The organism is Streptomyces ferrugineus (genome assembly GCF_015160855.1).
Lineage (GTDB): Bacteria > Actinomycetota > Actinomycetes > Streptomycetales > Streptomycetaceae > Streptomyces > Streptomyces ferrugineus.
This window is the reverse complement of record NZ_CP063373.1, coordinates 8,617,140-8,639,188: the sequence shown is the minus strand read 5'-3', so window position 1 is coordinate 8,639,188 and position 22,049 is coordinate 8,617,140. Positions and strand designations below refer to the sequence as shown.

Here is a 22,049-nt window from a genome sequence, read left to right as displayed (position 1 = left end):
GAGGATGGCGGAACTCCTGCGCTTCGGGCACCACTGCCCTCACTCTGCTGCGGACCGCCTCCTGATCTTCGAGCCCAGCCACACCAACGGGTCGTACTTGCGGTCCACGGCCCGTTCCTTCAAGGGGATCAGCGCATTGTCCGTGATCTTGATGCCCTCGGGGCAGACCTCGGTGCAGCACTTGGTGATGTTGCAGTAGCCGAGGCCGTGTTCGTCCTGGGCGGTCCTCTTGCGGTCCAGGCCGCTCTCGTCCGCCGAGTCCAGCGGGTGCATGTCGAGCTCCGCGACCCGCATCAGAAAACGTGGGCCCGCGAACGCCGGCTTGTTCTCCTCGTGATCACGGACCACATGGCAGGTGTCCTGGCACAGGAAGCACTCGATGCACTTGCGGAACTCCTGCGAGCGGTCCACGTCCTCCTGCATCATGCGGTACTCGCCCGGACCCAGGCCCTCCGGCGGCACGAACGACGGGACCTCGCGGGCCTTGGTGTAGTTGAAGCCGACGTCCGTGACCAGGTCCCGTACCACGGGGAACGCCCGCAGCGGGGTGACGGTGATCGTCTCCTCGCGGGTGAACACCGACATCCGGGTCATGCACATCAGCCGCGGCCGCCCGTTGATCTCGGCGGAACACGAACCGCACTTGCCCGCCTTGCAGTTCCAGCGGACCGCGAGATCGGGAGCCTGCGTGGACTGGAGGCGGTGGATGATGTCGAGGACCACCTCGCCCTCGTTCACCTCGACCTTGAAGTCCTCCAGGCCGCCGCCCTGGACATCGCCCCGCCACACCTTGAAGCGGGCCTCGTAGCTGCTCACTGGTAGAGCTCCTCTTCGGCGAGGTACTTGACCAGCTCCTCCTTGTCGAAGAGAGCCAGCAGGTCCTGGCGGACGGGTTCGGTGGTCTCCCGTACGAGATTGATCTGGCCGCGCTCCGGGTCGGTGGCCGCGAGGCCGCCCGTCGGGTCGGCGAGATGGCACAGCAGATTGATGTTGCGCCACTTGCGGTCCATCGTCGGATGGTCCTCGCGGGTGTGGCCGCCGCGCGACTCGGTGCGCTCCAGCGCCGCCCGCGCCACGCACTCGCTGACCAGCAGCATGTTGCGCAGGTCGAGCGCGAGATGCCAGCCCGGGTTGAACTGGCGATGGCCCTCGACGCCGGCCCTTCGCGCCCGTACGCGCAGGTCCGCGAGCTTCTCCAGCGCCTGCTCCATCTCGGCCTCGCGGCGGATGATGCCGACCAGGTCGTTCATGGCCTGCTGGAGTTCCTGGTGGAGGGTGTAGGGGTTCTCCGGCGGGCGGCCGTCGTCCTCGCCCCCGGCCGGTCCCTCCGCCGAGAACGGCCGCAGCGCCTCCGCGGCCGCCGTGTCGACCTGCATGTCGCTGACCTCGGGGCGCTCGAAGGCCCGCGCCGCCGCGTACTCGGCGGCGTGCCAGCCCGCGCGGCGGCCGAACACCAGAAGGTCGGAGAGCGAGTTCCCGCCGAGCCGGTTCGAGCCGTGCATGCCCCCGGCCACCTCACCGGCCGCGAACAGACCGGGTACGCCCCGTGCCGCCGCCGTGTCCGACTCGACCGCGATGCCGCCCATGACGTAGTGGCAGGTCGGGCCGACCTCCATCGCCTCCGCCGTGATGTCCACGTCCGCCAGCTCCTTGAACTGGTGGTACATGGACGGCAGCCGCCGGCGGATCACCTCGGCCGGCATCCGCGTGGAGACGTCCAGGAAGACCCCGCCGTGCGGCGAGCCCCGGCCCGCCTTCACCTCGGCGTTGATCGCCCGCGCCACCTCGTCGCGGGGGAGCAGCTCGGGGGGCCGCCGGTTGTTGTCCGGGTCCTCGTACCAGCGGTCGCCCTCCTCCTCCGACTCGGCGTACTTCTCCTTGAAGACGTCGGGGATGTAGTCGAACATGAACCGCTTGCCCTCGGAGTTGCGCAGCACCCCGCCGTCGCCGCGCACCGACTCCGTGACCAGGATCCCCTTCACCGACGGCGGCCAGACCATGCCCGTCGGGTGGAACTGCACGAACTCCATGTTGAGCAGCGGGGCGCCCGCCAGCAGCGCCAGCGCATGGCCGTCGCCCGTGTACTCCCAGGAGTTCGACGTCACCTTGAAGGACTTGCCGATGCCGCCCGTCGAGACGACCACGGACGGGGCCTCCAGGACGAAGAAACGGCCCGTCTCGCGCTCGTAGGCGAAGACCCCGGAGACCCGGCTGCCGTCCTTGAGGATCCTCGTGACCGTGCACTCCTGGTAGACCTTCAGCCGGGACTCGTAGTCCCCGGTCTCCTTCTTGTCCTGCTGCTGCAGCGAGACGATCTTCTGCTGCAGCGTGCGGATCAGCTCCAGGCCGGTGCGGTCGCCGACGTGCGCGAGGCGCGGGTACTCGTGGCCGCCGAAGTTGCGCTGCGAGATACGGCCGTCCTTCGTACGGTCGAAGAGCGCACCCCAGGTCTCCAGCTCCCACACCCGCTGCGGCGCCTCCTGCGCGTGCAGCTCGGCCATCCGCCACTGGTTGAGGAACTTGCCGCCGCGCATGGTGTCGCGGAAGTGCACCTGCCAGTTGTCGTGCTCGTTGGCGTTGGCCATGGCCGCCGCGATGCCGCCCTCGGCCATCACCGTGTGCGCCTTGCCGAACAGCGACTTGCAGATCACCGCCGTACGGGCGCCTCGCTCGCGCGCCTCGATCGCCGCACGAAGGCCCGCGCCCCCGGCGCCGACCACGACGACGTCCCACTCCTGCCGTTCGACCACGGACATCTGTTCAGTCCCCACCCAATCTAGAAGAAGCGCGGATCGTCGAAGACCCCGGACGCGACGAGATAGACGTAGAAGTCGGCGAGCGCCACGCTCACCAGCGACGCCCAGGCGAGCAGCATGTGGCGGGCGTTGAGCTTCCCGATCCACTGCCACGTGCGGTAGCGCACGGGGTGTTTGGAGAAGTGCTTGAGCTTGCCGCCGACGATGTGCCGGCAGGAGTGACAGGACAGGGTGTACGCCCAGATCAGCACGATGTTGACGAGGAAGACGAGGGTGCCGAGGCCCATGTGGCCCCACTCGTAGTTCTCGTCGCGGAAGGCGAGCACCGTGTCGTAGGTCAGGATCCCGGCGACCAGCAGCGCGGCGTAGAAGAAGTACCGGTGGATGTTCTGCAGGATCAGCGGGAAGCGGGTCTCACCGGAGTAGCTCTTGTGCGGCTCCGCCACCGCGCAGGCCGGGGGCGACATCCAGAAGCCGCGGTAGTAGGCCTTGCGGTAGTAGTAGCAGGTCAGCCGGAAGCCGAGCGGGAAGATCAGGATGATGATCGCGGGGGAGATGCCCCACCAGCTTCCGAACAGGTCCCAGTTCGGCCCGGCGCGCATGGGCTCGCAGTTCTCCGCCAGACAGGGCGAGTAGAACGGGGAGACGTACGGCGCCGCGTAGTAGTCCGCGTTGGCGAAGGCCCGCCAGGTCGAGTACACGATGAAGGCGAGCAGACCGGCCGCGGTGGCGGCGGGGGCCAGCCACCAGCGGTCGGTCCGCAGGTGCGGGGCGGCGATCGCGGCGCGCGTACCCGTTCGTACGCCGCCGCTGTTCAGATGGGGTTCCGTACCAGTTGCCAATGGACGACTCCGGTCGGGTCAGGGGCTGGGTTCAGGGAGCGTGGCGGTCCCGGGCGCCGAGACCCTCGTCGTCCGTGTCGATCCACAGAGAGTCGTCGTACGGCGTGTCGGGGATGGTGACGAGCTCCGGTTTGCGCTGCGGGGTGGGACTCGCCGCTGCCTCTCGCAGCAGCGCGACGCTCTCGCGCAGGTGGTTGGCGTCGGTACGGACGCGGCGCATCTCGATTCCGCCGGTACCGAGCTGCTTCTCCAGGCGGCCCACGGACCGGGCCAGGTCGTCGAGGCAGCGCTGGACAGCTGTCAGGTCGTCTTGCACGGACATGACGTGACCTCACTTCCGTGGGCCCTTCGGCCCTTGGTGGCAACGTTCATGCGCCTGCGAGTGTTGCGCGTCACACCTGTCGCTGTGAAGGCATGTGCAGCGATTGGCGGATTGCACGCCTCCGGCGCGCGCTCGCATGCGCTCTGTGTACGCCGGGGGAGCCGAAGGAGTGCGACGGGATGCGTTACTCCGGACGGGTGGCCTTGTCCGCCCTCGCCGCCGTGTCTGCTCCGCCTGGCGAACCCTTTCCTCTTCAGTGGGGGCCCGTAGATCTGATCAACTCCAAAATACCGCCAAATGTGATCAGAACGCACTAATCGTCACCGGCGCGAGTCGCCCTCCGGAGGTACCTGAGATGTCCCACATCGCCGTCGGACCCAGGCCCGGCCCCAGCGCGATCACGCGCTCGGTCGCCTTCCTGACCGCGGGTGTGCTCGCGGTGCCCCTGCTCGCCGGTTGCAGCGACCCCGACCCGGCCGGCAAGCCGCTCGCCGGGCAGGACATCGCCCCGGCCGGCCGGGCCGAGATCGCCGAGGGCGGCACGCTGCGGTGGGCCGTGGACGCCGTACCGGAGACGCTCAACACCTTCCAGTCGGACGCCGACGCCACCACGACCCGGATCGCGCAGGCCACACTGCCCTCGATGTTCCGGCTCGACGCCGGCGGGCGGCCGGAGCGCAACCCGTCCTACCTGGAATCCGCCAAGATCGTCGAGACCGAGCCCAAGCAGGTCGTCCTGTACAAGCTCAACCAGCAGGCCGTCTGGAGCGACGGCCGCGAGATCGGCGCCGCCGACTTCTCCGCCCAGTGGCGGGCCCTGTCCGGAAAGGACAGCGCCTACTGGACCGCCCGCAACGCCGGCTACGACCGCATCGAGAAGATCGAGCGCGGCGGCAACGACCTGGAGGTGCGGGTCACCTTCGGGCGGCCGTACGCGGACTGGCGGTCGCTGTTCTCGCCGCTGTACCCCAAGGAGGTCATGGGCACGCCGGACTCGTTCAACGACGGGGCGCGGCGCAAGCTCAAGGTCAGCGCGGGGCCGTTCGCCGTGAAGAAGATCGACCGCAAGGACGACGAGGTCCTGCTGACCCGCAACCCGCGCTGGTGGGGGGAGCGGGCCAAGCTGAACGAGATCGTGCTGCGGGCCGTGCCACGCGACGAGCGGGCCGCCGAGCTGGCCGCCGGGAAGCTGGACCTGGCCGAGATCGACGCCACCGCGGCCAAGCGCATCGCGCTCGCCGCCCCGCCGCGTCCGAAGACGCCGTCGGCCGGCGCCTCCAGCAGCGTCTCCAGCACCCCGCTGATGGGCCCGGACCTGCACGCCCTGACCCCCCTGCAGAAGCGGGACCGGGCGCGGTTCCGGGGCTTCGAGGTACGCAAGTCGCTGGAGCCGTCGTACACACAGCTCGCCCTCAACGGCGGGGACGGTCCGCTCGCCGACGAGCGGGTACGGCGGGCGGTGGCGCGCGCACTGGACCGCGAGGAACTGGCGAAGCTGGTGCTCTCCCCGCTGGGGCTCCCCGCCGAGCCGGTCGGCAGCCACCTCGCGCTGGCCGGGCAGGCCGCGTACGCCGACAACAGCGGGGCGATCGGCGGCCAGGACAGGAAGGAGGCGCAGGCGCTGCTCGCGGATGCGGGGTGGGTGCCGGGCGGACCGGTCGAGGAGGAGAAGAAGAAGGGGGAGAAGGCGGCGGGGAGCGAGGCCGAGAAGGGCGGGAAGGCCGAGAAGGAGAAGGGGAAGGCCGAGGAAGCCGAGAAGGACAAGGGCAAGGAAAAGGGCAAGGACAAGGACGGCGAGAAGGGCAAGAAGGCCGAGGGCGAGGACGACGGGACGTACATCGTCGGGGAGGACGACAAGGGGCACGGCGACGAGGGGCGCACGGGGGAGCACCTCGCCCAGGAGGGCAAGCAGCAGGGCGGGGCGCCCGGCGCCTACGCTCCGCGGGGCACGGCGGCTCCGGCGGGCCCGGCGGCGCGGCCGCTGGCCAAGGACGGCAAGCCGCTGACGCTGCGCTTCGTGGTGCCGTCGGGGGAGGGGTCACAGGCGCTGCGTACGGTGGCGGACCGGATCGGGATCATGCTGGAGCGGGTCGGCATCCGTACCGTGATCACCAAGGTGTCGGACGAGAGCTACTTCAAGGATCACATCGCGTCCGGCCAGTACGACCTCGCGCTGTACTCCTGGCCGGCCTCGGCCTACCCCGCGACCGACGCCCGGCCCATCTACGCCAAGCCGGTCCCGGCGGCGGACGGCTCGCTGAACGTCGAGCAGAACTACACCCGGGTCGGCACCGACCAGGTCGACCAGCTCTTCGACCAGGCCATCGCCACGCTGGACGAGTCCGAGTCCCGGTCGCTGATCCGCAAGGCCGACTCCCGCATCTGGGCGGCGGCGGGCTCACTCCCCTTGTTCCAGCGGCCCCAGCTGATCGCGGCCAGGACGAGCACGGCCAACGTGGGCGCCTTCGGCTTCGGCACGCCGGTGTACGAGGACATGGGCTTCCTGAAGAAGAGCCTGAAGCCGACACCGACCGCATCGACCGGCTGACCCTTGCCTCAGAGGGGGGCAATCCCGGTAATCCCTTACCTGACCTGCACTGACGTATCCCGCCAAGCCCCATCGGCGGCGGCCCCGTACCATGGGGTGAGGCCGTGGCGTGTCCAGCCCGGCAGGGCCCGCGTAACACAGATGTACGCGAGAGCCGTCCTCACCACTCCGGGAGTACGCCGCAATATGGCCACGCGCCACGACATCCGCAACGTCGCCATCGTCGCCCACGTCGACCACGGCAAGACCACCATCGTCGACGGCATGCTGAAGCAGGCCGGTGCCTTCGCCGCTCATCAGCTCGACTCCGTCGACGACCGCATGATGGACTCGAACGACCTGGAGCGTGAGAAGGGCATCACGATCCTCGCCAAGAACACGGCGGTGAAGTACCACCCCAAGGACGGCGGGGACCCCATCACGATCAACATCATCGACACCCCCGGCCACGCCGACTTCGGCGGCGAGGTCGAGCGCGGTCTGTCGATGGTGGACGGCGTCGTGCTGCTCGTCGACGCCTCCGAGGGGCCGCTGCCGCAGACCCGGTTCGTGCTGCGCAAGGCGCTGCAGGCCCGGCTGCCGATCATCCTGTGCATCAACAAGACCGACCGGCCCGACGCCCGTATCGACGAGGTCGTCAACGAGACCTACGACCTCTTCCTCGACCTCGACGCCGACGAGGAGCAGATCGAGTTCCCGATCGTCTACGCGTGCGGCCGTGACGGCATCGCGTCGCTGACCAAGCCGGACGACGGGACCGTACCGACCGACTCGACCAGCCTCGAGCCGTTCTTCTCGACCATCCTCGAGCACATCCCGGCCCCGACCTACGACGAGGACGCCCCGCTCCAGGCCCATGTCACCAACCTGGACGCCGACAACTTCCTCGGCCGTATCGCACTGCTCCGCGTCCACCAGGGCGAGCTCCAGAAGGGGCAGACCGTCGCCTGGATGAAGCGCGACGGCTCGATCACGAACGTGCGCATCTCGGAGCTGATGATGACCGAGGCGCTGACCCGCAAGCCGGCCGACAAGGCCGGCCCGGGCGACATCTGCGCCGTCGCCGGCATCCCGGACATCATGATCGGCGAGACCCTGGCCGACACCGAGAACCCCGTCCCGCTGCCCCTGATCACGGTCGACGAGCCCGCGATCTCGATGGTCATCGGCACCAACACCTCCCCGCTGGTCGGCCGCGGCGGCACCGGCAAGGGCGCCGACAACAAGGCGGCCGTCAAGGACCGCAAGGTCACCGCCCGCCAGGTGAAGGACCGGCTGGACCGCGAGCTGATCGGTAACGTCAGCCTCCGGGTGCTGGACACCGAACGCCCGGACGCCTGGGAGGTGCAGGGCCGCGGCGAGCTGGCGCTGGCCATCCTGGTCGAGCAGATGCGCCGTGAGGGCTTCGAGCTGACCATCGGCAAGCCCCAGGTCGTCACCAAGGACGTCGACGGCAAGGTCTACGAGCCCGTCGAGCGCATGACGATCGACGTCCCCGAGGAGCACATGGGTGCCGTCACCCAGCTCATGGGTGTCCGCAAGGGCCGTATGGACAACATGTCCAACCACGGCTCCGGGTGGGTCCGTATGGAGTTCGTCGTCCCCTCCCGCGGACTCATCGGGTTCCGGACCGAGTTCCTGACCCAGACCCGCGGCACCGGCATCGGGCACTCCATCCACGAGGGCCACGAGCCCTGGTTCGGTGCGCTGCAGACCCGCAACAACGGTTCGCTGGTCGCCGACCGCTCCGGCGCCGTCACCGCCTTCGCGATGACGAACCTCCAGGAGCGCGGCGTGCTGTTCGTCGAGCCGGGCACCGAGGTGTACGAGGGCATGATCGTCGGCGAGAACTCGCGCTCCGACGACATGGACGTCAACATCACCAAGGAGAAGAAGCTCACCAACATGCGGTCGTCCACGGCCGATGTGGCCGAGTCGATCGTCCCGCCGCGCAAGCTGTCGCTGGAGCAGTCCCTGGAGTTCTGCCGCGACGACGAGTGCGTCGAGGTGACGCCGGAGGCGGTCCGCATCCGCAAGGTGAACCTGGACGCCCGCGAGCGGGCCCGCGCCGCGAGCCGCGCCAAGCACGGCTGAGCATCGGACGGTTGAGCCCGGGCTCCCCCAACGAGGGGGAGCCCGGGCTTTTTTGCAAGCCGTTTTCCGTTGGCCGAGAACCGACTCATGCCCGAAATGCGGAGATACTCGCACGATAGTCATGTAACAAGTCCGTTTCGCGCCCTTCTCCTGCAAACGTTTCGTCCAGATTTCGGAAGACCTTCACGCGAGCTGTGACTGAATTGAGATTTAAAGACGGTGGCCGGTAGTTGGCTGAGGGCAGATAGTTAGCGGCACCAGGGGGGTCGCCTGAAGGCGCACATCTCCTACGCGCGTCCGGCTGCGGACTTCCGCACGCCTCGCTTTGGCATACCCATACCGGCGAAACGGGCGAAACGTGACAAGTCGTATCGGTGTTGAGGGTGGCGGTGCCTCGGTCATCGCGGACGGCGGGCCACCGCCGCCCGCGAAGGACGAGGACGAGCTACTCGTCGGCCGGTCTCCCGGCCAGCTGATGTGGATCCGCTTCAAACGCGACCGCACCGGCGTGATCTCGGCCTATGTCGTCATCTTCTTCTTCCTGATCGGCCTGCTCGCGCCGGTGATCTCCTGGCTGTACGGCAAGAACCCGTACACCGTGTACGCCGACGAACGCCCCGAGCTGTTCGACAGCGCCGGCGTGCCGGTGCAGCCCAACGGCGGTATCAGCGGCGAGTTCTGGTTCGGCCTCGAACCCGGCAACGGATACGACGTCTTCACCAAGCTCCTCTACGGCATCCGGACCTCGCTCGGCATCTCGATCGCCGTCACGCTCGCGACCGTGCTCACCGGGATCCTCCTCGGCGTCACGGCCGGCTACCTCGGCGGCAGGACGGACTACTGGATCAGCCGGGTCATCGACTTCCTGCTCGCCTTCCCCGCCCAGCTGTTCTTCATCGCCAGCATGCCGGTCGTGGTCTCCCTGTTCGTCAGCCCGCGCGACGAGACACCGGTCTACGTACGGGTCGTCGCCCTCATCCTCGTGCAGTGGTTCCTGGGCTGGATGAGCCTCGGACGGATCCTCAGAGGCACCACACTCGCCCTGCGAGAACGGGAGTTCATCGATGCGGCCAAGGTCAGCGGTGCCCCGCCGTGGCGGATCATCCGCAAGGAGATCCTGCCGAACGTGGTCACCCCGATCCTCGTACAGGGCACCTACATGCTGCCCAACTTCGTGACCGCCGAGGCCGGACTGTCCTTTCTCGGCGTGGGCATCGTCGAACCGACGCCGGACTGGGGGCAGATGTTCGCCAAGGCGTCCACCGAACTCGTGATGCAGAACGACATCACCTACATGTTCTTCCCCGGCATCTCGATGATCATCTTCATCGTCGCGTTCAACCTGCTCGGGGACTCGGTCCGGGACGCCTTCGACCCCAAGACGGCGCGCTGAACCGTTGGCTGGCACTTCCTTCGCACTGGTGACACACAGATGGGTGGAAACTGAGTGATGAACAGGGGCGGACGCCACGTATACGCGGCAATCTCGGTGCTCGCGGCCGGCGCACTGGTGCTGACCGGGTGCAGCGAGGGCGGCAGCAAGGGCGGTGGCAACGACGACAAACAGAAAGAGAACGCCCAACGGCAGCAGGCGGCCATCGAGTTCGGGGACGCCGAGGCCTCCAAGGGACCCGCGGCCGAGGTCCCGGGCGCCAAGTCCGGCGGCACCATCTCAGTGCCCGCCCGCGACAGTTACGCCCACCTCGACCCGGCGCAGATCTATGTGCAGAACGAGATGGCCGTGGCGCAACTGCTGCACAGAGGCCTCACCGGATACAAGGCCACCAGCAACGACGGCAGCAAGCACGAGGTCGTCGGCGACCTGGCCACCGACTCCGGCACCACCACGGACGGCGGCAAGACCTGGAAGTACACGCTCAAGGACGGCATCAAGTTCGAGGACGGCTCAGCCATCACCTCCGCGGACGTCCGGCACACCTTCGAGCGGCAGTTCGCGCCCTTCATCAACCAGGGCCCGCCGTACGTCCAGCAGTGGCTGGCCGACACCCCGGGCGCCGACTACCGCAAGCTGCTGCCGGACGGCCCGTACAAGGGCAAGCACTTCCCGGACAGCATCCTGGAGACGCCGGACGAGAAAACCGTCGTCTTCAAGTTCAAGAAGGCGCACCCCGAGCTGCCGTACGCGCTGGCCATGACGGGCTATGCGGTGGTCTCCCAGAAGGGTGACACCAAGGAGAAGTACGACAAGGCCCCGGTGGTGACCGGGCCGTACAAGATCCAGTCCTTCAAGTCGGGCAAGTCGATGGTGCTGGTGAAGAACACCAACTGGGACCCGGACACCGACCCGCTCCGCCACCAGTACGTCGACCGGTTCAACATCACCTTCAACCAGCAGTACGAGGACTCCACCAAGGCCCTCGTCGCCGACAGCGGCGCCGACCAGACCGCGGTCAGCTTCCAGAACTCCGTCGACGCGGGCAACCTGTCCAAGGTCCTCGCGGACCCGAAGATGAAGTCCCGTACGGTGATCGGCTTCCAGCCCTACGTGGGCCAGATCAACATCAACATGAGTCACGCGGCGATGAAGGACATCAAGGTCCGTCAGGCCATCGCGTACGCCCTTCCGGTCACCCCGTTCGTGCGGGCCTACGGCGGCACCGACGCGATGGAGGTCGCGGGCGGCATCATCAGCCCGACCGTCACCGGCTACGACCCCGCCTTCGACCCGTTCGGCAAGAAGAAGAAGCCCGCCGGTGACCCGGCCAAGGCCAAGAAGCTCCTGGAGGAGGTCGGCAAGGTCGGCATGAAGCTGACCTTCGGCTACATCAACTCCCAGGAGGGCCAGGCGTACTCCACCGCCATGGCGGCGGGCCTGGAGAAGGCCGGCTTCGACGTCCAGCGCCAGGAGATCCCGGCCGAGACCTACTACGACCAGGTCAGCAAGCTGGACAACAACTACGACATCTTCCACACCGCGTGGGGCGCCGACTGGCCGTCCGCCTCCACCGTGATCCCGCCGCTGTACGACGGGCGCGTGATCGCCGAGGGTGCGCAGAACTACTCGCAGATCAACGACCCGCACGTGAACAGCGAGATCGACCGCATCAACAAGATCACCGACCCGGCCAAGGCCGCGGCCGAGTGGGAGAAGCTCAACAAGTACCTGCTCACCGAGGTGGTCAACGTCGTACCGACCGCCTACTACAAGCAGATCCAGATCGCCGGATCCAAGATCGGCGGACTCGTCTACGACGACGTCATCGCCGGCGTCGACCCGCGCCGCCTGTACGTCAAGTAACCCCACCCGCCCGGCATCCGGCGCCCACCGCCCGTGCGGGGGGCACCGTATGCCGGCCCTGGGTCCGTCGACGTCTGAGAGCTGACTGTCATGCTGCGCTTCCTGGTGCGCCGGTCCCTCGGCGCCGTCATCATTCTCTTTCTGCTGAGCATCGTCGCGTTCCTGCTGTTCTTCGGGATGCCGCGCGACCCGGCGCTGCTGATGTGCGGCAAGACGTGCACCCCGGCCAACCTCGAGAACCTGCACCGGGTGCTCGGCCTCGACAAGCCGGTCCCCGAGCAGTACTGGATCTTCCTGACCAACCTCGTCATGGGCAGCGACGACTTCGCCCAGGGCCCCTGCCCCGCCCCCTGCTTCGGCTACTCGTACCACTCCAACGAGCAGGTCTGGGGCACCCTGATGGACCGCCTGCCCACCACCGTCTCGCTCACCCTCGGCGGGGCGGTCTGCTTCCTGGTCATCGGTCTGGGCACCGGGCTGATCGCCGCCTGGAAGCGCGGCACGCTCGTCGACAAGACCTTCACCGCCGGCGCGATGGTGATCAGCTCGATGCAGATCTACTTCCTCGGTCCGCTCGCCCTCGCGATCCTCGTCTACCAGACCCAGATCTTCGACAAGCCCGCCTACAACCCGCTCACCGACAACCCGGTCGCCTGGTTCACGGGACTGCTCATCCCGTGGATCGTGCTGTCCACGATCTTCGCCTCGCAGTACACCCGTATGTCCCGCTCGTCGATGATCGAACAGCTCCAGGAGGAACACGTCCGCACCGCCCGCGCCAAGGGCATGTCCAGACGCTACGTCTTCTTCCGCTACGCCTGGCGCGGATCGCTGATCCCCGTCGTCACCATCTTCGGCATCGACCTCGGCTCGCTGCTCGGCGGCGCCATCATCACGGAGTACACCTTCGGACTCCCGGGGCTCGGCCGGCTGGCGGTGGAGTCCGTCTTCTTCAGCGATCTGCCGCTCCTCTTGGGCGTGATGCTGTTCTCCGCCACCATGATTCTGCTCAGCAACATCGTCGTCGACGCCGCGTACGCCTACATCGACCCGCGGGTGCGGCTGGCCTAGGCCGCGCTGAGGAACTGCTTGAGGAGCACCGACGTGACCACTGTGACCAAGGAGGACGGCGCCCCGGTTCCGGCCGACGAGGGTGCCTTCCTCTCGGTGCGGGACCTGCACGTCAGCTTCCGGACCGAGGACGGCGTCGTACGGGCCGTGGACGGGCTGTCGTTCGACCTGGAGCGCGGCAGCACGCTGGGCATCGTGGGCGAGTCGGGCTCGGGGAAGTCGGTGACCAACCTGACGATCCTCGGCCTGCACAACCCGATGTTCACCACCGTCGAGGGCGAGATCCTGCTGGACGGCAAGGAGTTGACCACCGCCCGGGAGTCGGAGCTGGAGAAGCTGCGCGGCAACAAGGTCGCCATGATCTTCCAGGACCCGCTCACCGCGCTGTCGCCGTACTACACGGTCGGCCGGCAGATCGCCGAGCCGTACATGAAGCACATGCGCGCCTCGAAGAAGGCCGCCTGGGAGCGGGCCGTGGAGATGCTGGGCAAGGTCGGCATCCCCAACCCCAGGCAGCGGGCGAAGGACTATCCGCACCAGTTCTCCGGCGGTATGCGCCAGCGCGCGATGATCGCGATGGCGCTGGTCTGCGACCCCGACCTGCTGATCGCCGACGAGCCGACCACCGCCCTGGACGTCACCGTCCAAGCCCAGATCCTGGACCTGCTGAAGGACCTCCAGCAGGAGTTCGGCTCGGCGATCATCTTCATCACCCACGACCTCGGCGTCATCGCCGACATGGCCGACGACATCATGGTGATGTACGCGGGCCGCGCGGTGGAGCGGGGTACGGTCGGCGAGGTGCTGAGGGCGCCGCAACACCCGTACACCTGGGGCCTGCTGAACTCGATGCCCCGCCTGGACTCGGACCCCGGCGCCCCGCTGGCACCCATCCCCGGCACCCCGCCGTCCCTGCTGCGCCCGCCCTCCGGCTGCCGCTTCCACCCCCGCTGCACCTTCCAGGACCGGGTGGGCGGCACACGCTGCGTCACCGAGGTCCCGTCACTCGGCCCGGACCGCTCCTCGGCCTGCCATCTCACGGCGGACCAGAAGCGGACCATCTTCATCGAAGAGATCAAGCCCCGACTCGGCTAGGGGCTTTCACCACACCCCCTAGGCCCCCGATCAGCCCCCGTCTGAGGAGGACCACGGCTATGACAGAGGACCTCGTCCTCCCCGCTCCCCGCGAATCCGCCACCGACCCGTCCGGCGAACCGCTGCTGGTGGTGGAGAAGCTCGTCAAGCACTTCCCGGTCAAGGGCGGCTTCCCGATCCGCCGTACGGTCGGCCAGGTGCAGGCGGTGGACGGCATCGACCTGACCGTGCACGTCGGCGAGAGCTTCGGTCTGGTGGGGGAGTCGGGCTGCGGCAAGTCGACGACGGGCCGGCTGATCACCAAGCTGATCGAGCCGACGCGTGGCCGGATCTCGTACCGCGGTCAGGACATCACGCATGCCACGCGCAGGCAGCTCGCGCCGATCCGCTCCGAAATCCAGATGATCTTCCAGGACCCGTACTCCTCGCTGAACCCGCGTCAGACGGTCGGCAAGATCATCGCGGGTCCGATGGAGATCAACGACATCAACCCGGCGGGCGGCCGCGAGAAGCGCGTCCGTGAGCTGCTGGAGATCGTGGGCCTGAACCCCGAGCACTTCAACCGCTTCCCGCACGAGTTCTCGGGCGGCCAGCGCCAGCGCATCGGCGTGGCACGGGCGCTGGCCCTGGAGCCGAAGCTGATCGTGGCCGACGAGCCGGTCTCGGCCCTCGACGTCTCCATCCAGGCGCAGGTGGTGAACCTGCTCCAGAAAGTCCAGCAGGAACTCGGCATCGCCTTCCTGTTCATCGCCCACGACCTGGCCGTGGTCCGGCACTTCTCCCAGCGGGTCGCGGTCATGTACCTCGGCAAGGTCATCGAGATCGGCGACCGCGACTCCATCTACACCCGCCCGCGGCACCCCTACACCCACGCCCTGCTGTCGGCCGTGCCCGAGGTGAACATGGCCGGCGAGGACGCGCCGCAGCGGGAGCGGATCCGCCTGGCCGGTGACGTGCCGTCGCCGATCTCCCCGCCCTCCGGCTGCCGCTTCCGCACCCGCTGCTGGAAGGCGCAGGACAAGTGCGCGACGGAGGAACCGCCGCTGCTCCAGCTGTCCGGCAACCACGAGGGCCACCTGACGGCCTGCCACTTCCCGGAGGAGCCGACGATCGAGGCCCGGGACGAGGACATCGTGCTGGACCCGGCGCTGGCGGCGCTGGAGGAGGGCGCGGAGGGGGCGCAGGACTAGGAGACCTTCAAAACGTCCCTAGCACTCGGCCTCCGCCACGGTGATGATCTCGGGGCAGGTGGGGGTGAGCGGTGCTCGCTCCCAGTCGCCGTACTGTTCGACGACGGTGAGGCCGACTTCGCGCAGGGCGGCGGACAGGGCCTCGGGGGCGAGGAAGCGGAGGGTGGTGCGGCTGACGCGGGGGCGCTGCCAGCCGTCGCTGTCGTAGGTCTCCGTGAAGGTCACACGATCCCCGCGCAGGGGTCGCTCCAGCTCGTGCCACACCCGTACGGCGCACCCGTCCGGGCCGGTCACCTCCCGCACCCGCCCGGACGTCCACGTCTCCCACGCCCGCGCACCGGGATTGCGCGTCTCGAACACGAACCGCCCACCGGGACGCAGGGCCCGGCGCACGGCCCGCAGCGCGGCGCGCAGCTCCTCGTCGCCCACGAGCACCTGGAAGGCGTGTCCGGTCATCACGACCAGTTCGAACTCCGCGCACCACTCCCGCGTCCGCAGATCACCGAGCACCCACTCGACGCCGCTGCCGGGCCGCCGGGCCTGCACGAGCATCGCGGCGGCCGGGTCGAGCCCCACGAGCCGACCCCGGTGCCCGTCGGCATACGCACGCCGCAGCAACTGCCCCGTACCGCACCCGACATCGAGCACGGCATCGGCACCCATCACGAACTTGAGGTAGAAGTCGTCACCCGCCCCCCAAGGGTTCAGGGTGTCGTACAACGCGGCGAGCGAGAGATCCGCGAACGAACGATCGACCACGCGCGGAAGTCTGCCACAATGCGGCCCAACGCGAGGGCGAGGTAGGCGAGTTGCTGCATCACGTGGAGTTGTGGGTGCCGGACCTGGAGCGTGCGGTGCGGTCGTGGGGGTGGCTGCTGGAGCGCCTCGGCCATGAACCGCACCAGGACTGGGCGGCGGGTCGTAGCTGGCGTGCGGGGGAGACGTACATCGTCCTCGAGCAGTCCCCGGCCCTGCGCGGCGACCGGCACGACCGGCTGCTGCCCGGGCTGAACCACCTGGCCTTCCATGTGCCGGGCGGCCGCGCGGAAGTCGACGCGCTGGCCGAGGAGGCGCCGCGGCACGGCTGGGCGCTGCTCTTCCCCGACCGGCACCCCCACGCGGGTGGGCCGGGCCACTACGCCGCCTATCTGGAGGACCGGGACGGGTTCGAGGTGGAGTTGGTGGCGCGGCGGGGCTGAGGCCCTCCCGTGCCCTTCAGCGCACGACTCGCCCGCGCAGCACGATCCGCCTGGGATGCCGCAGCACTCCCGGCTCCAGCCGCGGATCCGTGTCGTACACGGTGACGTCCGCGAGCCCGCCCTCCACGAGCCCCGGCAGCCCCAGGAAGTCCCGCGCCGCCCAACTTGCCGCGCCCACCGCCACGTCGGCGGGCAGGCCGGCGGCGATGAGGTGCTCGACCTCGGTGGCGACGTTGCCGAAGGGCGCGGAGTCGGTGCCGGCGAGGACGGTGACACCGGCGTCGTGCGCCTCGCGGACCCGGCGGATCATGACGCGGTGGCCCTGGTGCCAGAGCCGGCCGCGGGGGTTGTCCTTGATGCCGGGTGCGCTGCGGGCGAAGGCGGTGAGGGTGGGGACGTAGGCCGCCCCGTGCGCGGCCATCAGCTGCACGCACTCCTCCGGCATCCCCATGCCGTGCTCGATCGAGTCGACGCCCGCCCGCGCGGCGTGCAGCACGCCCTGCGCCGACTGGCAGTGCGCGGCGACCCGTCCCCCCACCGCGTGCACCGCGTCGGTGACGGCGCGCAGCAGCTCGTACGGCACCGGCGCCGCCTCGAAGTCCCAGTCGCCCATGAGCTTGCACCAGCCGTCATGGGCCTTGGCCTCGGCGACGGCCGCGGAGACCAGGTCCTCGGTGACGGTGTGGAAGTCGGCGTTCCGCGACAGTCCAGCCCAGGCCAGCCAACGCCCCGCCGTGATCATGCGCGGCACGTCGGCCGCGTCCCGCATCCCGTCCGGGATCTCCCCGAGCAGCCCCGGAAACCGCAGCGCCGTCGTCCCGGCGTCCCGATGCGCGGCGATCTGCTCGGCGAACGCGCCGGGGTCCCAGCGCGGCTCACCCTCGGACGGGGACCCAGGGTGCGTGTGCACGTCGACCAGTCCCGGGAGCAGGAAACCACTGTCGGCCACCGTCTCCGCCTCGGCCGAAGGGCGGTCGAAGGTGATGCGGTCGCCGAGGACCCAGAACTCGCGGACGGTACCGGCGGGGAGGAGGGTGCCGCGCAGGTAAAGGGCCATATCGGTCACCCTAGGACGCGTATCGAGTCGTGATCAATGTGCGGGATGTGCCTTCGTGGCACGGTCCGGTCCGATAGACGATCTTACGTGACGCGAGTGCAACTGACCGATCTGGATTGGGAGTTCATCGAGCCGTACCTGCCGAAAGGACCAGGCCGCCAACCGGAAGAAGAGGGGCTCCAGAGGCGGCCGACCCGTGGCGGGCAGGAGTCGAGTCAACGGTCGACCAGCCGTGGACGCGGGGCGTCACCCGTGGATTCCGCGTCGGTGTCGTCGGTGCCGACCGGGTCGCGGGGAAGCATCCGGTCCAGCCACTTCGGCAGCCACCAGTTGGCCCGGCCGAGGAGTGTCATGGTCGCCGGTACCAGCACCATGCGTACGACCGTGGCGTCGATGAAGATCGCGGTGGCCAGGCCGAGCCCGAACATTTTGGTGGAGGGGTCGTTGGCGACGGCGAAGGACAGGAAGACCGCCACCATGATGAGGGCGGCCGAGGTGATGATCCGGGCGGTGCGCGAGACGCCCTCGACGATCGCCGTGCCGTTGTCGCCGGTGCGCAGGTACTCCTCGCGTACGCGGGAGAGGAGGAACACCTCGTAGTCCATCGACAGGCCGAACAGGATGGCGAAGAGGAACATCGGGATGAACGACACGATCGGAACCGTCGCTTCCAGCCCGATGAGTGCGCCACCCCAGCCCCACTGGAAGACCGCGACCATGATGCCGTAGGCCGCGCCGATGCTCAGCAGATTCAGCAGTACCGCCTTGAGCGGTACGAGTATCGAGCGGAAGACCAGCATCAGCAGCAGGAACGACATCGCCAGCACGGCGGCGACGAACACCGGCAGGCGTTCGCTGGTGCGTTGGCCCACATCGGAAAGGCTCGCGGCGGCGCCGCCGACGTGGGCCCTGGCCGGGCCCTCCCCGATCGCCGTGGGCAGCACGTCGGTGCGCAGCCGGGCGATGGTGTCGGCCGTGGCCTTGTCCTGAGGGCCGGTGGTCGGGAACACCACGAGGGTCGCGATGCCGGTGGCCCGATCGATGTGCGTCGGCGCGACGGATGCGATGCCCGGATCCGCCGCGACCGCCTCGACGAGACGGTCCAGCACTCCCCGATCGCCGGAGGGGTCCGCGGCGATGACGAGGGGACCGTTGGTGCCCGGGCCGAACCCCTCGGCGACGAGGTCGTAGGCCCGGCGCTCGGTACGGCTCTGCGGCAGTGAGCCGTCGTCGGGCAGGCCGACGCGCAGGCCGAGCACGGGCAGCGTCGCCGTCAGCAGCAGCCCCGCCGCGCCGACCGCGTACGGCACCGGGTGTCGGCTGACGTGGCCGATCCAGCGACGCCACTCGGCGGCGGAGGCGGCGCCCGCCGCCGTGTCCCGCCGTCGTGCGAGTCGGCCCGGCTTCCTGGTCTGCACAGCCCGGACGATCCGGCCGGCCCGGGCCAGGCGCGGGCCCGCCGCGCCGAGGAAGGCCGGCAGCAGCGTCACCGACGCGAGCACCATCGTCAGGACGACGATCGAGACGGCAACCCCGCCCACCGTCATGAACGGCACGTTCGCGACCGCCAGGCCGAGGATCGACACGACGACGGTGCCGCCGGCGAAGACCACCGGCCGCCCCGCCGTTGCCACCGCTCGTCCGGCCGCCGCCTGCGGATCCAGCCCGCACGCGAGGTACTCCCGGTGCCTGGCGAGCACGAACAGCGCGTAGTCGATGCCCACTCCGAGCCCGACCATGCTGCCCAGGACCGGTGCGAAGGTGGGGACCTCTGTCACCCCCGCCAGGACCGTCATCGTGGCGACCCCGACGGTCAGTCCGAAGACCGCCATGCCGATCGGCAGCGCGGCAGCGACGAGCGAACCGAACGCCAGGAACAGGATCGCGGCCGCGGCGAGGAGGCCGATCAGCTCGCTCGCGCCGCCGTCGGGTTCGGAGAAGGCGTAGAAGAGGTTCCCGCCCATCTCGATGCGCAGCGGCAGTTCGGCGCGCAGCCGGTCGCCGAGATCGACGAGGGCGTCGAGGTCCTCGGCCGACAGCCGGCTCTGGTCGGGGTACTGCACCCGGACGACCGCGATCCGTCCGTCGGCCGAGACAAGTCCGCCGCGCACTGCGGTGTCCCGGCCCGTGTCGAGCGCCCCCGCCGGGTCGCTCGTGCCGAGCACGTGCGGCAGCCGCTTCACCTCGGTCTGCAGCCGCGTGAGAGCGGTGCTCGCGCTGTCGCTGTCGAAGAACGTCGAACCGTCGTCGAGGGGGGTGACGACGACCTGGGCGGTCATCCCCTCCTGGCCGGTGCCTGCCCGCTCGATCAGTTCCGCGGCCCGCCGGGAGTCCAGTCCCGGAGCGGTCATCGAGTCCGCGGTACGCCCGCCGAAGGCGACGGCGGCGAGGACGGCGAGCGTGACGGCGATCAGCCATGCCGCGATCACCCGCCAGGGATGGCGGGCGGCGTATGCGCCCAGGCGCAACAGGGCTTTCGAGAGCATCGGGTCCTCCAACCACCTCGTCGGCCGTCCTTGTACGGCCGCCGATGCCGAGGCTCGTCGCCACGGCGCTGCGCGGCATCGGCCCGCGGGCCGCGGATCCGTCGGCCTTGGGGTGGAGTGACGAGCCGTCCTTTCGGCCGATGCGCGGCACGCCGCGGTGCCTAGGCTGAGAACCGTGCTCCGAGACGACCTGCGAACCCTGTGGACCGAACCCCGGCCGCCCGACGCGCCCGCCCGGGTGTGGCGGGACTGGGCGCTGCTCGCCGCGGGCCTTGCCGGGGTGGCGCTGGAGGCCACCCTGCGCGAGAACGTCGTGTGGCGGCCGGTGGCGGTGGTGTTCGCCGTATGGCTGTGCCTGCTGCTCCTGTGGCGCCGGACCCGCCCGCTGGCGATGGTGACGCTGGCGTTCGGCTCGGTCTTCCTGCTCACGGTGGCCTCGCTCGTCGCCGCAGCGCGCGAGCCCGTCGGCCTCTACACCGGCGCGGTCGTGCTTGTGCTGGTGTACGCGCTGCCCCGGTGGGGTTCGGGACGCGAGATCGTGCTGGGCTGCGCGGTGGTCCTCGCGGTCGGCACGCTGTGTGTCGTCGCGGACGAGAGCCCGGTCGTCGAAAAGGTCGTGGGCTTGGTTTTCCTGCTGCTGCCCGGCGTGGTCGGGGCCGCCGTGCGGTTCTGGGTGACCGCTCGCGAGCGGCAGTTGGAGCAGGTGCGCTCCCGCGAGCGCGAGCAGCTCGCCCGGGAACTGCACGACACGGTGGCCCACCACGTGTCGGCCATGGTGATCATCGCCCAGGCGGGCCGGGTGCTCGCGGGCGCCGACCCGTCCGCCGCCGTCGAGGCGCTGGAGGGGGTCGAGGAGGAAGGGGCGCGCACGCTGGAGGAAATGCGCGCCATGGTCGCCGCGCTGCGCGACCGCGGGGTCGGCGCCGAGCTGGCGCCCCCTGCCGGAGTCGCGGATCTGGAGCGCCTGGTGCGCACCCCGGGTGGTCGCCTCAGGGTCGACCTGGGGCTCGATGACGAACTGGACGCGCTGCCCCCGGCCGTTGACGCGGCCGTCTACCGGATCGTGCAGGAGTCGGTGACCAACGCGCTGCGCCATGCGGTCGACGCGACCGAGCTCGTCGTTCGGGTCGCCGCGGAACGGCACACGGTACGGGTGAGCGTGCGCGACAACGGGCGGCGCACCGGCCGGGGTCGCGACGGATACGGACTTACCGGACTGCGCGAGCGCGCGACCCTGCTCGGCGGCACACTACGAGCCGGCCCGGGTACCGACCGGGGCTGGCATGTCGAAGCCGAACTGCCGAGAGCGAGGAGCGAGAGCGGTGTCCATTCGCGTCCTCGTCGCTGACGACCAGACGATCATCCGTACCGGGTTGCGGATCATGCTGAACGCCCAGCCCGGCATCGAGGTGGTCGGCGAGGCCGCCGACGGACGGGAAGCGGTACGTCTGGCCCGCGAACTACGCCCCGACGTCTGCCTGTTCGACATCCGCATGCCCGTACTCGACGGGCTCGAAGCCACCCGGCTGGTCGCCGGCCCGGGCGTCGCCGACCCGCTGGCCGTGGTCGTCATCACCACATTCGACCTCGACGAGTACGTCTACGGCTCACTGCGTGCCGGCGCCCGCGGATTCCTCCTCAAGGACACGGGACCGGACCTTCTGGCGCAGGCCGTACGGTCGGCGTCCGACGGTGAGGCGCTCATCGCGCCCAGCGTCACCGTCCGTCTGCTCCAGGCATTCGCGGACCTGCCCGCCGGCCGGCCCGTGGCCCAGCCCGTCTCCCCCGTCACCGCCCGCGAGGAGCAGGTGCTCCTCGCCGTCGCTCGCGGGCTGACCAACACCGAGATCGCCGATGCACTGCACATCAGCCTCAGCACGGTGAAGACGCATCTGGCCAGCCTGCTGGCCAAACTCGGCGCCCGCAACCGGGTCGAGATCGCGATGTGGGCCTACGAAACGCGGCGTATCCTCCCCGGAACCTGAGCCGGGTGCCGGGCCATGCCCCATGAGTCCCCGCCCGGACACCAGTGCACCGGTCGGCTCACGTCGGCTCCACGTGCCTCACCCGCCCCCGAGCGTGACGTACCAGGAGGCCGGAACCGGGACGGTGAGACACCCGGTACGACAA

General features: G+C 69.4%; 17 protein-coding genes. 10 read left to right on the top strand and 7 right to left on the bottom strand.

The window, feature by feature from the left end; all coding sequences use genetic code 11:
* Positions 1-39: 39 nt before the first annotated feature.
* From IM697_RS38385 to IM697_RS38370, 4 genes are read right to left on the bottom strand one after another with little or no spacing between them, the layout of a single operon-like run.
* Positions 40-816: a succinate dehydrogenase/fumarate reductase iron-sulfur subunit gene (locus IM697_RS38385; RefSeq protein WP_194041217.1), complete on the bottom strand. Its 777-nt coding sequence runs from the start codon at positions 814-816 to the stop codon at positions 40-42.
* A complete protein-coding gene (locus IM697_RS38380) occupies positions 813-2,756 on the bottom strand; it encodes a fumarate reductase/succinate dehydrogenase flavoprotein subunit (protein ID WP_194041215.1) in 1,944 nt (647 codons plus the stop codon). The genes IM697_RS38385 and IM697_RS38380 overlap by 4 nt, the downstream gene beginning before the upstream one ends.
* Before the next feature lie 20 nt (positions 2,757-2,776).
* A complete protein-coding gene (locus IM697_RS38375) occupies positions 2,777-3,598 on the bottom strand; it encodes a hypothetical protein (protein ID WP_194041213.1) in 822 nt (273 codons plus the stop codon).
* A gap of 31 nt (positions 3,599-3,629) precedes the next feature.
* The gene (locus IM697_RS38370; protein WP_194041211.1) at positions 3,630-3,920 is read right to left on the bottom strand and encodes a hypothetical protein; all 291 of its coding nucleotides are present in this window, start codon (positions 3,918-3,920) and stop codon (positions 3,630-3,632) included.
* 355 nt (positions 3,921-4,275) lie between these two features.
* On the opposite strand from IM697_RS38370, the gene IM697_RS38365 reads away from it, so the two are divergent.
* The 7 genes from IM697_RS38365 (at position 4,276) to IM697_RS38335 (ending at position 15,177) form a co-directional block, all read left to right on the top strand.
* On the top strand, positions 4,276-6,468 hold the full coding sequence (locus IM697_RS38365; protein ID WP_194041209.1) for an ABC transporter family substrate-binding protein: 2,193 nt from the start codon (positions 4,276-4,278) through the stop codon (positions 6,466-6,468).
* Between the two features lie 186 nt (positions 6,469-6,654).
* On the top strand, positions 6,655-8,562 hold the full coding sequence (gene typA, locus IM697_RS38360; RefSeq protein ID WP_194041207.1) for a translational GTPase TypA: 1,908 nt from the start codon (positions 6,655-6,657) through the stop codon (positions 8,560-8,562).
* 358 nt (positions 8,563-8,920) lie between these two features.
* Positions 8,921-9,955 (top strand): ABC transporter permease, encoded by a 1,035-nt coding sequence (locus IM697_RS38355; protein WP_194041205.1) that lies wholly within the window; start codon positions 8,921-8,923, stop codon positions 9,953-9,955.
* Between the two features lie 57 nt (positions 9,956-10,012).
* Positions 10,013-11,821 carry an ABC transporter substrate-binding protein gene (locus IM697_RS38350; RefSeq protein WP_194041203.1) on the top strand — a complete coding sequence of 603 codons (1,809 nt, stop codon included), beginning with the start codon at positions 10,013-10,015 and terminating at the stop codon, positions 11,819-11,821.
* A gap of 90 nt (positions 11,822-11,911) precedes the next feature.
* Positions 11,912-12,892 carry an ABC transporter permease gene (locus IM697_RS38345; RefSeq protein WP_194041201.1) on the top strand — a complete coding sequence of 327 codons (981 nt, stop codon included), beginning with the start codon at positions 11,912-11,914 and terminating at the stop codon, positions 12,890-12,892.
* Positions 12,893-12,925: 33 nt separating this feature from the next.
* Positions 12,926-13,987, top strand: coding sequence for an ABC transporter ATP-binding protein (locus IM697_RS38340; RefSeq protein WP_194041199.1), 1,062 nt, complete (start codon positions 12,926-12,928; stop codon positions 13,985-13,987).
* A gap of 59 nt (positions 13,988-14,046) precedes the next feature.
* The gene (locus tag IM697_RS38335) at positions 14,047-15,177 is read left to right on the top strand and encodes an ABC transporter ATP-binding protein (RefSeq protein WP_194041197.1); all 1,131 of its coding nucleotides are present in this window, start codon (positions 14,047-14,049) and stop codon (positions 15,175-15,177) included.
* 18 nt (positions 15,178-15,195) lie between these two features.
* On the opposite strand, the gene IM697_RS38330 is transcribed toward IM697_RS38335, so the two are convergent.
* Entirely contained in the window at positions 15,196-15,936 is a 741-nt protein-coding gene (locus IM697_RS38330) for a class I SAM-dependent methyltransferase (RefSeq protein ID WP_194041195.1), read from the bottom strand.
* 50 nt (positions 15,937-15,986) lie between these two features.
* Here IM697_RS38330 and IM697_RS38325 point away from each other — a divergent pair, with 50 nt between their 5' ends.
* Positions 15,987-16,376, top strand: a complete 390-nt coding sequence (locus IM697_RS38325; protein ID WP_194041193.1) for a VOC family protein — start codon at positions 15,987-15,989, stop codon at positions 16,374-16,376.
* Positions 16,377-16,392: 16 nt separating this feature from the next.
* Here the strand turns inward: IM697_RS38325 and IM697_RS38320 are convergent, their stop codons facing one another.
* A complete protein-coding gene (locus IM697_RS38320) occupies positions 16,393-17,433 on the bottom strand; it encodes an amidohydrolase family protein (RefSeq protein WP_194041191.1) in 1,041 nt (346 codons plus the stop codon).
* Between the two features lie 215 nt (positions 17,434-17,648).
* The gene (locus IM697_RS38315) at positions 17,649-19,919 is read right to left on the bottom strand and encodes an MMPL family transporter (RefSeq protein WP_194041189.1); all 2,271 of its coding nucleotides are present in this window, start codon (positions 19,917-19,919) and stop codon (positions 17,649-17,651) included.
* Between the two features lie 175 nt (positions 19,920-20,094).
* Between IM697_RS38315 and IM697_RS38310 the strand changes: the two genes are divergently transcribed.
* Together IM697_RS38310 and IM697_RS38305 are read left to right on the top strand one after the other, a co-directional pair.
* Positions 20,095-21,267: a sensor histidine kinase gene (locus IM697_RS38310; protein ID WP_194041187.1), complete on the top strand. Its 1,173-nt coding sequence runs from the start codon at positions 20,095-20,097 to the stop codon at positions 21,265-21,267.
* On the top strand, positions 21,242-21,904 hold the full coding sequence (locus IM697_RS38305) for a response regulator (protein ID WP_194041185.1): 663 nt from the start codon (positions 21,242-21,244) through the stop codon (positions 21,902-21,904). The genes IM697_RS38310 and IM697_RS38305 overlap by 26 nt, the downstream gene beginning before the upstream one ends.
* Positions 21,905-22,049 lie beyond the last annotated feature (145 nt).